The organism is Frankia sp. QA3, from assembly GCF_000262465.1.
In the GTDB taxonomy this organism is placed as follows: domain Bacteria; phylum Actinomycetota; class Actinomycetes; order Frankiales; family Frankiaceae; genus Frankia.
In genome coordinates, this window is the sequence record NZ_CM001489.1 from 2,002,020 (window position 1) to 2,015,528 (window position 13,509).

A 13,509-nucleotide genomic window follows, 5' to 3' on the forward strand; every position below is an offset into this window, starting at 1 on the left:
CTCACCTCCCGCCCACAAGAGGAGGAATGTCCCGAATGGACAACCCGGGGGCGGTGTGGAGTTCATCGAAGCTCTGTACAGACCCCCCCGTCCGCGCGGTAGCGTGCCCAGCGTCACGTCGTCGGCCGATCCGACTACGCACCGGTAGCACCGTCGCCGTGGACGTGTTACCGATGACCCGAGGTCGGACCCCAGCTCCGGCACGCCGGAGCGGAGGGGATGGAGGGCATGGACGCGGTGGAGCTGCCGGGCGCGCAGGTGCCGGACCGGTTCGGCCTGTCCGCCGCCGCCCGCGCCGCGGCGATGATCTCCCGGGAGATCGCCTACGCCGACCCCGACCCGCTGGCACTGAGCGAGTTCGACGACCGCCTGTACCGCTACGCCACCACCCTGCTCAGCGTGCCCCACACCAGCCTGCTCGGCCCGATCATCGGCGACTGGCGCCGCGTGCAGGCCGCCCTGGCACGGCGGCTGTCACCCGCGGTGCACATCGAGCTGACCCGCGTCGCCGGCTACCTGTCGTTCTACCTGGGCGTGCTGTGCGCCGACATCGGCGCGGACACCTCCGCCCGCCGCTTCGCCACCCTCACCGAGCAGTTCGCCGCCCAGCTCGACGACCGGCTGCTCACCGGCACCTCCCGCAGCCTGGACGCCACCATCGCCTTCGCCGACGGGCGCCTCGACGCCGCCCGCGACGCCGCCGCCCGGGCCGCCGCCGTCGAGCATCCCTACCTGCACGGCTGGGCCGCCGCCGCCCAGGTCACCCTCGCCGCGGCCGCCGGGGACGAACCCGGCGTGGACGCCGCGCTGGCCCGCCTGCGTGACCGCCCGGTCGTGCGCGGCCTGCGCCATCCCGGCTGGCCCGCCTTCGACGACATCCGCGAGGCGTGCGTCGTCGCCGACGCGATGGCCCGGCTGCACGTGCCCGGCGCCCGCTCCGCGGCGTGGCGCGCCGTGGCGATCACCACCCCGGGCACCCTCGAACGCGGCTGGGCGCTGGCGGCGCTGGCCACCACGATCGTCAACCACGACCCGGCCACCGCCGGCGGCGTCCTCGACGAGATGGTCGCCATCCTCGACGTGCGCCCGTCGCGGCTGCTGGCCACCCGGGTGCACGAGGTCCTGCTGCTGATCTCCGCACCCCCGGTCGACCGCGCCCCCCGCACCGCCGGCGCCACCTGAGCGGCGCCGGGCGGCGCAACGCGCCCGCCTCGTCACGTGGCCCGGCCGCGCCTGCGGGCCCGGTCCACCCCCGGCGGCCCAGTCCACCCCCGGCGCTCGGTCCACGCCCGGCGGGTCAGTCCGCGATGTCGGCGAGGGCGACGACCTGGGTGGGGGACAGGCGCACGAGCAGCTCGCCGGGCACGCCGTTGCGCGCGCCGTACTCCTCGGCCCGCTCGGCCCCCATGTAGCGGGCCGCGATGCGCGTGGCCCAGCGGCGCACCTCGGCCACATCGTCGGACAGGGCCACCGGTCCGGTCAGGGTGACGAAGGAGTACGGCGGCCGCTCGTCGTCGACACACAGCGCCGCGACCCCGACGCGCCGCAGCGCCCGGCCCTTCACCGACTCCGCCCCGGTGTTGAACACCACGTCGGCGCCGTCGAGGACGAACCAGATCGGCACCACGTGGGGCCGGCCATCGGCGCGGACGGTGGCAAGCTTGCCGGTGCGCGTGCCCGCCGAGACGAACTCCCGCCACTGCGCCTCGGTCATCGTCGCCATGCGAGCACCCTATGCCGCCGACCCCGTCCGCCCGGCCAGGCCACACCCGGCGGACCCGGCCCGCGACCCGCAACGGTCACCCCCCACCGCGCCGCCCGGGCCGCGGCCCAGGTGCCGGCGGAGGACACCGTCCCGTCAGGCCGACACCCGGTACACCCCCCTCGCCGGACCTGGCCGGATCCGCGGCGATCGGATCCGCGGTGGCCGGACCGGGGGTGGCCGGACCGGGGGTGGCCCCGGCGGGCCGGCCACCGGCGGCGCGCAGGCGGTGGCCGCGGCGGACCAGCAGCCGCTCGGCGAGCGCGTCGGCGCGTTCGATGTCGTCCAGGGTGGCCCGGGTCCGCTGGTCGACCTCCAGGATCGCGGCCAGCAGCTCGGCGGACAGCCGGGTGCGGGCAACGACCCGGGCCACACTCGGCGGCAGCGCCGCTGCCCCACCCGCCTGCCCGGCCGCCCCACTGCGCGACCCGGCCGCACCGCCCGCGCCCGGACGACCATGGGCAGGACGGGTAGCGACCGGACCGGCACCACCCGGAGCCACCCCGCCGGGACGGGAGGTGTCGAGCCGCGCACCGGCGGTCGGGCGGGCGGGCGGAGCCGGGCCCACGATCCGGGCGGGGCACGCCGTCGAGCTTGGGCGGGCGGACCCAGGCTGGCAGGCGGGCGTGGGCTGGCAGGCGGGCGTGGGCTGGCAGGCGGGCGTGGGCTGGCGGGCGGGCGGAGTGGACCGGGCGGTCAGGTGCAGCAGAGCCATGCATCAGTGATACCGCGCCAGATACGCACCGCAACGCCTTGACTTCTCCCCGCCGCACGGGATCACCCTTTCCCCACAGGACATCCACAGGGTCACGCCGAGTTACCCACCGCCCCATCGACAGGGTTATCCACATATCGATCTTCATATGACGAACATCACAGATCATCGAGGCTCGACTGCAGGTCCGCCGAGATGCCGGCGGCGGGACTGCGCCCTCGCGCATCCGCCTGGCCGCCGTAAGGAAGGTCGCGGCGTCCTCTGCGCACGGTCTCGGCGCCGCAGATCATGCACAGCACAGACCGCCGGCACCGCACCGCCGCCGCCCGCCAGGCCGGCAGCCGTCTTCCCGGCCAGATAACGGCCACATCGTGCCGAGGTCTAAGCACGGTTCTGAGGCGGAAAACCGCGACTAGCCCTCGGCATGATTCTGCGCCCGACCGATGCCGGCAGGCCGACCAGCCGGCCGCCGTCAACTGCTGGCAGTTCCTCGCGCTCGGCCCGTCGGTGACCGACCCGACCCGGCGGATCAGGCTGATCTGCGACGCCTACGGGCTGCGGCAACGTGCCAGCCTGGTCGAGACTCCTGTGGCGGCAGGACCGATGCCGCGGCATCGAGGCCGGGGCGCGCCGCCGGGCTGCCGGCGCCTGCGCGAAGCCGGCGCCGCCGAGGAGGTACGCACGGCGCACCGCCGGGTCGCCGCCCATCGCGACCGCCTGCAGGCCGGGCTCGTCGGGCGCCGCCCCACGCGGGGGTGGCAGCCTGCGCCGGGTGCCGACCCGTCAACCACCGCCCCGGCTTCACCGCCCCGGCTTCCGCGGGTCGGCTACCCTACCAGACGGTCCTGTTACAGTAGGCGCTGACTGATCGGGGACTTGAGATGACGCAGTGGGACGACCCCCGGGCGCGCTCCGGCGGACCAGACCCGTACGACCCGCAGGCGCCGCACGGCCAGCCCCCGGCCTCGTACGGCCCGTCCGCCCCGGGCAGCCCCTCGCCCTATGGTCCGTCGGCGCCCCATGGTCCGCTGGAAGGCGCTCCCGCGGCCGCGCCGCAGGGCTACTACGACCCCTACGCCCAGCCGGGCCCCGCGGGCGGTCCAGGACCGGGCGGGCCGGGCGCGCCCTGGGCGGGCCAGCCCTACGGCGGGGCGTATCCGCCGCCGGGCGGGCCTTACCCGATGGGCGCGCCGCAGCCGTTCCCCGGGCCCGGCCCGCTCGCCCCGCCGAAGTCGGTCGCCGTCGCGCTGCTGCTGACCTTCCTGTGGCTGGGCGCCGGACACCTCTACGCGGGCCGGATCGCCACCGGCGCCACCCTGCTGATCGTCAACCTGTTCCTGTGGATGCTGTCGTTCTTCATCATCACGCTGATCCTCACCGTCCCGGTGTGGCTCATCCTCTGGGTGATCGCCATGATCACCTCGGCGACGGCGGTCAACAACTACAACGCCAGGATCGGCTACCCGCGGGTCTAGACCACCGCCCGGTCAGATGGCCGGGACCGCGCGGCGGGCGAGCATCGCCTCGACCAGCCGGGCGGCGTCGGTGAGCGCGAGCGGCGTGACGGCGAACAGGATCCCGTACATCATCGGCGCCATCACCTGCTCGACGATCTCCCCGACCGGCGGGGGGCGCTCCCCGCGGGCCTGCGCCCGGGCCACGATGATCTCGAGCTGCTCACGGATGTAGGTGTCGCAGCGCCCCGCGGGCCGGCCGGGGGCGGCCGAGGCGACGATGTCGCGCAGGAACGCCCGACCGGTCGGGGCGGACATTTCCTCCAGGTACTGCTCGGCGTAGGCGGACAGATCCCCGCCCAGCGTGCCGGTGTCGGTGGGCGGGGTGTCGGGGCGCAACCGCTCGGCGGCGACGTCGGCGAGCAGCTCGGTGAGATCCCCCCAGCGCCGGTAGACCGTCGAGGGCGTCACCCCGGCCCGCTGCGCGATCAACGGCACGGTGATGTCGTGCCGCGGCCGCTCGGACTGCAACGCGCGCACGGCGGCGTGCACGGCGGCCTGCACGCGCGCGCTGCGCCCACCGGGGCGCGGACCCTCCGGACTCACACCAGGAATTCTAACGCAAACATTTTGCGTTAGCTGCCGTCGGGGGGTAGCGTCTGGCACCTAACGCAAAATCTTAGCTTTAGCTGTTCGGTTGAAGGGACCCCCGATGCCCTCCCAGCCCACCACCAGCCAGCCCACCAGCCAGCCGCTGGCCAGCGCCACGCCCACCGGCACGGCCGCCGCGCGGCCGGACACGCACGGCCCGGCGGCGCCGGCCGGCTGCCCCCGCCCGCGTTCCGCGCCCGACCTCGCCACGCCCGACCTCGCCACCGCGGGCGACAACGCAGCCAGCGGCCACGCCGTCACCGCGGACGCCACCGCCGGTCGCCTGGACGACGCCGCCGGCCGTCGCCGCCGCGGGCTGGCCGGACGGCTCGGACCGCGCGCCGGGTTCGCACTGCAGACCTCGATGATCGTGTCTTTCCTCGCCGCCTCCGCCGCCCCGACCCCGCTCTACGCCGTCTACCAGCAGGCCTGGGGCTTCGCCCCGGTCACCATCACGGTGATCTTCGGCGTGTACGCGGTGGCGGTGCTGTGCTCCCTGCTCGTCGTCGGCGCCCTGTCCGACCACATCGGACGCCGCCCGGTGCTGCTCGTCGCCGCCGCGCTGCAGGCCAGCGCCATGGTCGTCTTCGCCACCGCCGGTGGGGTCGGGGCGCTCATGGCCGCCCGCATCACCCAGGGGCTGGCCACCGGCGCGGCCACCGGGGCGCTGGGCGCCGGCCTGCTCGACCTGCACCGCACCCGCGGCACCCTGGCCAACGGCGCCGGCCCGTTCGCCGGCATGGCGCTCGGCGCGCTGGGTTCCAGCCTGCTCGTCGCCTACCTGCCCGACCCCACCCGGCTGGTCTACCTGGTGCTGCTGGCGATCCTGCTCGCCCAGGCCGCCGGCGTCGCGCTGATGGGCGAGACCTCCCCGCGGGTCCCCGGCGCCCGCGCCTCGCTGCGCCCCCGCATCGGCCTGCCCGGCCCCGTCGCCCGCGCCCTCGTCGTCGCCGGCCCGTGCATGGTCGCCGCCTGGGCGCTCGGCGGGTTCTACTTCTCCCTCGGCCCGAGCCTGGCCCGCCTCGTCGCCGGCTCACACTGGATCGTCCTCGGCGGCCTGGCCCTGCTCTCCCTCGCCGCGACCGCCTCGCTGACGATCATCGCCGTCCGCAACACCGCGCCCCGCTCGGTGATGTTCCTGGGCACCGTCGGCCTGCTCGTCGGCGTCGGCGTCACCCTGCTCGCCGTCACCACCCGCTCGACGGCGGTGTTCTTCACCGGTACCACCATCGCCGGGGTCGGTCTCGGCGCCGGGTTCCAGGGCGGGCTGCGCACCCTGCTGCCGCTGGCCGACGCCCACGAACGCGCCGGCGTGCTGTCCACCATCTACGTGCTGTGCTACCTCGCCCTCGGCATCCCCGCGGTGATCGCCGGCGCCCTGGTCACCTCGGGCGGGCTGTCGCGGACCTCCACCGAGTTCGGGGTGGTCATCATGGCCCTGGCCGCCTTCGCCCTCACTGGCCTGCTCGCCCGCGCCCCCGTTGCCGCGGTCGCCGGCGACTGATTGCGCTGGAGGTCCGGGGCACGTTCTGCGGTGGCCGGTCAGGGGTCGAGGATCGTCGGCCGCGCGGCCTCTTCCGGCAGGACCTCTTCCGGCAGGACCTCGCGGTGCGGCGGGTCGATCCCGACCGCGCGCAGCGCCTCGTCGATGAACACACCCTTGGCGTTGGTGTAGGCGTTGCGGTTGTCGCGATGCGCCGCGGCCAGGCGCCGTTTGAGCTGGGCGTACCGCCCGCGCAGGTCCGCATCGGCGCGCAGGGCGTCGCGGAAGGCGAGCAGCGCGCGGGCCTGCGGATCGTCATAGGCAATCACGTGCAGATGGTGGGTGCGCGCGGCCGGATGGGGGCGCAGGAACCACAGGCGGTAGCGGCCGGCCGGATCCTGCGGCCAGTACAGCCAGCCGTCGGCGGCCAGCGCCGGCACCGCGCCGCGAGCGGCGTCGAGGTCGTGCACCGGGGCGAGCAGGTCGACGACCGGCTTGGCCGGCAGGTCCACCACCGCGGTGGAGCCGATGTGCTCCACCGCGGCGGCGAGCAGATCCCCGAGGATGTCGGTGAGCCGGTCGCGCTGCTCGGCGAACCTGCCCGCCCACGCCGGGTCGTGGGCGGCGAGCTCGACCAGCTGGTCCGCCGGGTGGGCCTCACCCATCACCCATCAACCTCCTGCATCTGCACCCCGGCGGCGGCCGCCGGGGTTGGGGCAGGCACGCCGGTGCCGGCGGCGCTCAGCGGCGCCAGGGGGAACGCGACGTGCTGCGCGGCAGCGGTTCGGTGGCCGCCCAGATCCGCCGCCAACGCGCCGTCGGGGTGCCCGGGGCGCCACGCAGCCGCGCGGAGATCGACACCGGGCCGGTCCCGCTGCGCGCCGCGGCACGCGGACGGTGGCGGCCGAGGGTGCGGGCCTCGCCGACGGCCGCCGTCGGCGCAGCCCCCCCGGCGGACGGGCTGCCGTTCGCTCCGTCGTCCCCCCCGCGCAGGCGCGGCCCACCGAGGGCAGGCCCGGCGAGGGCAGGCCCGGCGGCGGGGAACAGGCCGTCGGCATCACCATCGGCGTGATCGGCGGCGGTCGGCTGACGTGGTGGCCCGCCGCGCCCGCCGGGAGCGGGTGGGGTGGGGGAGTCGCTGGGCTGCTCGGCGAGCGCGGCACGGGTGGCATCCCACCAGCTGGTGGCGTCCTCGGCGCACAGCCGGTCGACCTCGGCGGCCAGCCGGGCGGTGAACGTCCGCACATCCTCACCCGGCACCGGGCGCAGCGGCCGACCGAAGCGCACCGTCACCTGCGGGCGGCCCGGCACCGGCCACGACCGGCCCCGCGGCATCGCCGCGAACGCCCCCCGCACCCCCACCGGCACCACCGGCACCCCGGCGTTGATCGCCAGATACGCCGCCCCCAACCGGAACCGGCCCCGCGCCCCGTCCCGCGACCGCGTCCCCTCCGGGAAGATCACCAGATTCCAGCCGTCACGCAGCAGATCCATCGGCGTCGACGACGGCGCCCCGCCGCTGCGGTCGATCGGCACCGTCGCGAACGCCAACGCGCTTGACGCCCCCCGCCACACACTGCCGAAGAAGTAGTCCGCCGCCGCCGTCACCGCCGTGCGCGAACGCACCCACCCCGGCAGCGAACACAGCAGCAGGGGGGCATCCAGATGGCTGGTGTGATTCGACACGATGATCACCGGGGTGTCGCGGACGGTGTCGAACACCTCCGCGCCATGCGCATCCGCGGTCAGCGAGACGTGCAGCAGCGGGTTCATCACCCCGCGCAGGAACGCCGCCCGGGTCGTGCGCGCCGCACCGCTACGCGCCCACCCCGTCGGGAACTCCCGCGCCGCCGGCCGCGCCGCCCGACCCGCCTCCCCAACCGGCGCCCACGGCGGACCACCCCGACGAAAACCCCGCGCGGCCTCGCGCAGCCCCACACCCCGTCGCGGCCTACCCATCCCGATCACCCATCCGTCCCGAGCACCATCGCCCTACCGGTCCCCTCCACCGCAACCCGCCGGCCCCGACCGTCGCGCCGCAGCCCCACCACCAGCCCACCGCCGCGCCGGCTCACCGCACATCGGTGATCAGCTGCGGCGGGCTGTGCAGATAGGTGATCGACGGATCGCGCCCCACCGACCCCGCCACGATCTCCAACGCGTCCGCCAGCGTCGACGCCGCCCGGTACCCCAGCCGCGCGCACGCCGCCCGATCCCCGCCGACGAAGACCACCTCGGCCAGATGCGCCCGCGCCGGCGCCGTCTCATACCAGCGGTGGAACGGATGCACCCCGTGATGCGCCCGCGACGTCCGGTACAGCGAGGCATACCACGGGTCGGTGGCGTACTGCCGTTCGAACTTCGCCTCGATCGTCGCCGGATCGGCCGACTCGGCGAGCACCTCCTCGTAGAAGTCCACATACGACGGCTGATGCAGCTGGGAGAACCGGGCCGCCACCGGATGGTAAACGATCATCGCTCCGTTCTCGCGGACGACGGGCCGCCCCCGATGACGGGCGAACACCTCGGCGAGCGCACCGTGCGCGGCCAGCACCGGATCCGCCGGCGCCCCACCCTGATACGCCCCGAACGGGGGCAACCCCACGACGACGACGTCACTCTGCCCGTCGACGTCGACACGCTGCTGGGCATCGACGGCCTGCCACGCCGCCGCCGCAACCCGCTGCGGCTGTCCGGCCGACAGCGAGGTGATCGCATAGTCGGCGGCGAGATCGCGCAACACCCGGGCCCGCCCCCGCCCGCCGAGCAGCTCCAGACCCCGGCCCACCCCGAACGCCATCGCCTGGTCCGCCGGCGACCACTCCCACTCCCGGCGGGTCAGAAACGGCCCCGGCCCGACCGCCGCGTCCACCGTCGCCGCCACCGCGAACACCGGCACCGCCGCGCCCAGCACCGCCCCCAACCGCTCCGCCGCGGCACCCTGCACCAGGCGGCCCTCGACCACCCCGCCGCCCCCGGCACCCGCCGCGGCGGCCTGCGTCACCGCCGCCACACTGTGCACCGCGCGCAGCGACGCATACGACGACAACCCCTCGACCAGCGCCCCGAGACCCCCCTGCCCGGGGCCCTGCACGATCCCGACGGCGACGAGCAGGTCGGCCTCGGCCACCGCGCGGGCGACAGCCACCGGCTCGCCGGCGTCACTGACCCCGACCTCGACGAGGTTCGCGGCATCCTCGGCGTCATGGCAGACCAGCCCGGTCGGCCAGAACGAGCGGAACACCCGCTCCCCGACGATCCCCGCCACCTCGGCCGCACCCAGGCGTCGGTGCAACCCGTTGGCCACCACCAGCGTCACCTCGTCGACACCGGCCGCCGCCGCCGCGCCGAGCACCTGCTCCAGGATCCGCCCGCGCACATCGCCGCGCCGCATCCGCGGCTGCGGCGTGCGCACGTCATCCACGCTGATCGCCAGGCGCATCCCCGGGCGCAGCAGCGCCGACAGCGGCGCGCTGTCCAACGGCTCGGCCAGCGCCGCACCGATCGCCGCGTCGACGTCGCCGACCCCCGCCCGCGGCTGCGGCGGATACACCACCCGCGTGCCCAACGGGAACCGTTCCAGCAGCACCCCGGCGCCGGAATGGACCAGCAGCGGGGGAGTCCGCTCGTCGACCTCGAGCACGAACCCCGGTCTCACTGTCGCGATCCTCTCCATGTCCGCCACGTTGAGCCACACCCTGCGTGCGCCCAGTCCACCCCCGCCACCCCGCCGCGGGTCACGACAGCACCGGTCACGACGGCGCCGCCGGATCGAACGCCACCCGCACCGCGCCGAGCCGCCCCGCGCCCAGCGCATGGGCGAGCGCGTCACGCCAGCGGGTCAACGGATAGCCGCCCGTGACCAGCCCGTCCAGCGGCGCCGCGCCGGCCAGCGCCCACGCCCGCGCCAGCACGTCCGCCCCACCGGGATCGGCCGTGGTGCGCGCCGCCCCCACCAGCTCCAGGCCCCGCGCCCACAGCGGCGTCAGATCCACCCGCCCCGACGGGGTACCCGCCACCACCACCCGACCGCCGGCGCGGGTCGTGCGCAGCGCCGTCGCCAGCGCCGCACCGCTACCCGCCGCCTCCAGCGCCACATCCACCCCGCCGAGCAGGAACGACCCGCCCGAATCCGGGGTCACCCGCATCGCCTGCGTGCCCCGACGCACCCCGGCGACCGCCCCCGCCGGATCGAACACCGCATCCGCGCCGAAGCGGGCGGCCAGCTGCGCCTGACGCGGATGGCGCGCCACGACCGCCACCGGCCCGGCGTCGGTGAACGCCCGCAGCGCCAGCACCGTGAACAGACCCAACGCCCCCGCGCCGACGACCAGCACCCGCGCCCCGCAGGACACCCGCGCCCGGTCGACAGTGTGCACCGCGCGGGCCAGCGCGTCGACGAGCACCGCACGCTCGTCGGGCAGACCGTCGGGCACCGCCTGCAACTGCGCATGGTGGGCGAGCATGACCCGGCTCCACCCGCCGCCACCGACCCCGACCTCACCCGCCCGCAACCCCGGCCCCGCCTGCGCCCCCGGGTCGACCTGCGCCACCGGGTCGACGACGACACGGGCGCCCGCGGCCAGCACCTGCCCGCCGGTGAGGGTCACCTGCTGCTCCACCCGGCCGACGACCTCCCGCCCCGGCACGAACGGCAGCCCGACCACCGCCGTCAGATACGCCGACGCCCGCCCGGTCACCAGGGCCAGATCCGCCCCGCCGATCCCCGCCAGCGACGGCCGCACCCGCACCCACCGCCCGTCCGGCGGCCGCGGATCACCGCGGTCCACATAGCGCAACGGCACCGCCCGCCCCAGCCTCGCCGACGTCCCCCCCGGCGCCTGAGCGACCAGCCGCGCCGCGGCCTGACGCGCCGGGGAGTCGTACAGCTCCAGCCCGCGGGTCACCACCCACCCCCCACACCACCACCAGCACCACCAGCACCACCAGCACCGGCGACGCCGGCCGCCCGGGCCCGCGCCGCCGCAGCCTGCCAGCCCCGCTCCACCCGGCTACCCACGACCAGGCGCGCTTCCCCCGCCGCCGCCGCCCACTCCTCGATCGGCCAACCCGCACCCCGCGCCACCTGATGCAACGCCACATCCGGGTTCACCGCCACCGGATTACCCACCGCGCGCAGCAACGGCAGATCCGACTGGCTGTCCGCATACGCCCACGACGCCGCCAGATCCGCACCCGTACGCCGCGCATGATGACCCAGATACGCCGCGCGGGCGTCGCCGACCAGCGGCGAGGAGGCCAACCGGCCCGTGAGCAGCCCATCGCCACCCACCTCCAGGCGGGCGGCGACGACCTCGTCGAACAGCGGCGCGAACGGCCGGGTCAACACCTCCACCGCCCCGGTCAACAGCACCGTGCGATGCCCCGCCGCCCGATGCTCCCGCACCCGGCGGATCCCCGCCGGCTTCACCCGCCGCAGCAGAATGTCCCCGGCCACCTCGGCCACCAGACGCTCCAGCTCCTCGGGGTCCACCCCGGCGTAGCGGGCGTACACCGCGCGCATCAGATGCCCCCGGTCACGGCGCTCCGCACGCACATACCCGGGCAGCGCCGCCGCCAGCCCCGCCAGCTCCCGGACACGCCGACGCGGCCCCACATCCGCCAGCCGCATCCACAGATACGACTCGATCACCGACGCGCTCGCCACCGCACCGTCGAGATCGAACACCGCCAGCACCCCGTCACCGGCGGCCAGATGCCCCGACAGCCGCCGACGCGGCGCGGCATCCCGCGGGCGACGCAGCACCGCCGTCACCGCCGGACAGTGCACCTGCTGCAGATAGTGCCGCCAGTCGAAGCACGCCGGGTCGAACCCGAACTCCACCTGGTCGGCCGGGTCCAACGCCTCGTGCAACGCCGCCGTCGCATCGTCGACGTAGACCAGCTCCGCCTTCGTGTACGCCCGGTACACATCCGAATAGCGGCGCAGGAACGCCACCCGGCTCTGCGCCCGCTCCAACTCCCCGGCCAGCCGCCGCGTGCGCTGCGACGCCGGGACCTGCGCCAGCGCCCGGCCGGCCAGCCCCACCAGCCGCTCCGAATGGCGCAGCCGCGCCTCCACCGCCGCCGCCCCCGCGAACGGCCACGACGGCACCGCGATCGCCCCCCGGCCCCGCTGCGGCAACGGATCGGCCAGGAAATACTCGCGCACATAGGTGTACAGATCCCGGAACAGCAGCGGGTTACGGAACCCCGAACACACCGTGTAGTAGGCCGGGGTGTCCACCGGCGGCACCGTCGCCGCCGCGGCCAGCGTCGCGTTGACGACCAGATCCACCGGGATGATGTCGACCACCGCGTCCGGGGAGGCGGGGAAGTCCGGCAGCTCCCCACGGCCGTAGGCCAAGATCAGCGGCTCGGCCATCTTGAACCCCTCGATCCACCCGGGGAACGGCCGCGCCAACGCGCTCTCAATGATCGACGGACGCAGGATCGTCAACGGCAGATCGCCGTGATGCTCCTCCAGATAGCGTTCCCCCAGCGCCTTGGTGAACGTGTACGCATCGGTCCAGCCCAGCACCTGCGCGCGCTGCCCGCCGGCCTCCACCAGCCGGCGCGCCACCCACGCCCGGCGCAGCTTCTCCGCCTCCGCCGACACCGTCTGCGCCCCGGCCGCGGCGAACCGCCCCTGCGCCTGCGCCCGAAACCGCGCCGAACACTCCGGGGAACGCGAGGCGTCCTCGGTCTGCTGACGCACCCGGGAGGCCGAGTCCTGCTCGACGCGCCAGTCCACGTCATGGGCCAGCGGGCCCTCGGCGATGTGCCCCGAGCGCAGCCCCGCCACATACGCCGTCGACACATGCACCAGATGCGGACGCGCCCCGGCGGCCGCCAGCGCCCGCAGCAGCTCCTGCACCCCACCGACGTTGATCCGAAACCCGTCGTCGATCGGCGGGTCGAACGACACCTCCCCGGCGCAGTGGATGACGACGTCGATGTCGCCGGGCAACGCCGGCATGCGCGCCAGGTCACCCTCGACGACCTCGACGCGGCGCGCCACCAGCTCGGCCAGCCCCGCCGCTCCCAGCCGGCCGCGCAGCTCACGAAACGCCGGCTTGCGCAGCATCCGCGCCAACCGCGCCTGCCCCGTGTGACTGCCCCGCGGCCGCACCAGCGCCACCACCGAGGTGTCGGGGAAGTCCGACAGCAACCGTTCGAGCAGAGCCTCACCCATGAACCCGGTCACCCCGGTCACGAACACACGCCTGCCCGCGAGCCGCTCGCGCAGCCCCACCCTGACCTCCGCTGCCGTCACCGCCGACACCCTCATCCGGGTACCCGCACCCGCCGTAAGTCCGGATGGGCGGGTGCACATCCGGTGGGCCACCCTAGGCGACGATCCGCCCCCGCGGCGCCAACCCGGTCATCACCGGTGCGTGCCCAGGCCGCGGTACGCAGGGAAACCTACCGTCCGCACCCCTAC

Annotated in this window: 11 protein-coding genes; 3 read left to right on the forward strand and 8 right to left on the reverse strand. The window is 75.4% G+C overall.

All coding sequences use genetic code 11. From position 1 onward, the window contains the following. Positions 1 to 228 precede the first annotated feature (228 nt). Positions 229 to 1,182, forward strand: coding sequence for a hypothetical protein (locus tag FRAQA3DRAFT_RS08135; RefSeq protein ID WP_035922544.1), 954 nt, complete (start codon positions 229 to 231; stop codon positions 1,180 to 1,182). 115 nt (positions 1,183 to 1,297) lie between these two features. Here FRAQA3DRAFT_RS08135 and FRAQA3DRAFT_RS08140 read toward each other — a convergent pair whose 3' ends face one another. Both FRAQA3DRAFT_RS08140 and FRAQA3DRAFT_RS34060 read right to left on the reverse strand, forming a co-directional pair. Then, a complete protein-coding gene (locus FRAQA3DRAFT_RS08140) occupies positions 1,298 to 1,723 on the reverse strand; it encodes a PPOX class F420-dependent oxidoreductase (RefSeq protein ID WP_009738588.1) in 426 nt (141 codons plus the stop codon). A gap of 76 nt (positions 1,724 to 1,799) precedes the next feature. Then, positions 1,800 to 2,477 carry a hypothetical protein gene (locus FRAQA3DRAFT_RS34060; RefSeq protein WP_157467208.1) on the reverse strand — a complete coding sequence of 226 codons (678 nt, stop codon included), beginning with the start codon at positions 2,475 to 2,477 and terminating at the stop codon, positions 1,800 to 1,802. Between the two features lie 881 nt (positions 2,478 to 3,358). Here FRAQA3DRAFT_RS34060 and FRAQA3DRAFT_RS08150 point away from each other — a divergent pair. Next, the gene (locus tag FRAQA3DRAFT_RS08150; protein WP_009738589.1) at positions 3,359 to 3,952 is read left to right on the forward strand and encodes a TM2 domain-containing protein; all 594 of its coding nucleotides are present in this window, start codon (positions 3,359 to 3,361) and stop codon (positions 3,950 to 3,952) included. A 12-nt stretch (positions 3,953 to 3,964) separates the two neighbouring features. Here FRAQA3DRAFT_RS08150 and FRAQA3DRAFT_RS08155 read toward each other — a convergent pair whose 3' ends face one another. After that, positions 3,965 to 4,537: a TetR/AcrR family transcriptional regulator gene (locus FRAQA3DRAFT_RS08155; protein WP_009738590.1), complete on the reverse strand. Its 573-nt coding sequence runs from the start codon at positions 4,535 to 4,537 to the stop codon at positions 3,965 to 3,967. A 106-nt stretch (positions 4,538 to 4,643) separates the two neighbouring features. On the opposite strand from FRAQA3DRAFT_RS08155, the gene FRAQA3DRAFT_RS08160 reads away from it, so the two are divergent. Further along, positions 4,644 to 6,086, forward strand: coding sequence for an MFS transporter (locus tag FRAQA3DRAFT_RS08160; RefSeq protein WP_009738591.1), 1,443 nt, complete (start codon positions 4,644 to 4,646; stop codon positions 6,084 to 6,086). 38 nt (positions 6,087 to 6,124) lie between these two features. Here FRAQA3DRAFT_RS08160 and FRAQA3DRAFT_RS08165 read toward each other — a convergent pair whose 3' ends face one another. From FRAQA3DRAFT_RS08165 to FRAQA3DRAFT_RS08185, 5 genes are all read right to left on the reverse strand, one after another. Continuing rightward, a complete protein-coding gene (locus FRAQA3DRAFT_RS08165) occupies positions 6,125 to 6,730 on the reverse strand; it encodes a GrpB family protein (protein ID WP_009738592.1) in 606 nt (201 codons plus the stop codon). A gap of 76 nt (positions 6,731 to 6,806) precedes the next feature. Further along, positions 6,807 to 8,024, reverse strand: a complete 1,218-nt coding sequence (locus FRAQA3DRAFT_RS08170) for a lysophospholipid acyltransferase family protein (RefSeq protein ID WP_009738593.1) — start codon at positions 8,022 to 8,024, stop codon at positions 6,807 to 6,809. 112 nt (positions 8,025 to 8,136) lie between these two features. Beyond that, positions 8,137 to 9,741, reverse strand: coding sequence for a lactate racemase domain-containing protein (locus FRAQA3DRAFT_RS08175; protein ID WP_035922550.1), 1,605 nt, complete (start codon positions 9,739 to 9,741; stop codon positions 8,137 to 8,139). 76 nt (positions 9,742 to 9,817) lie between these two features. Further along, positions 9,818 to 10,972, reverse strand: coding sequence for a medium chain dehydrogenase/reductase family protein (locus FRAQA3DRAFT_RS08180; protein ID WP_009738595.1), 1,155 nt, complete (start codon positions 10,970 to 10,972; stop codon positions 9,818 to 9,820). Continuing rightward, positions 10,969 to 13,320, reverse strand: a complete 2,352-nt coding sequence (locus tag FRAQA3DRAFT_RS08185) for an SDR family oxidoreductase (RefSeq protein ID WP_009738596.1) — start codon at positions 13,318 to 13,320, stop codon at positions 10,969 to 10,971. Before FRAQA3DRAFT_RS08185 ends, FRAQA3DRAFT_RS08180 begins: the two co-directional genes overlap by 4 nt. Between the last annotated feature and the right edge of the window lie 189 nt (positions 13,321 to 13,509).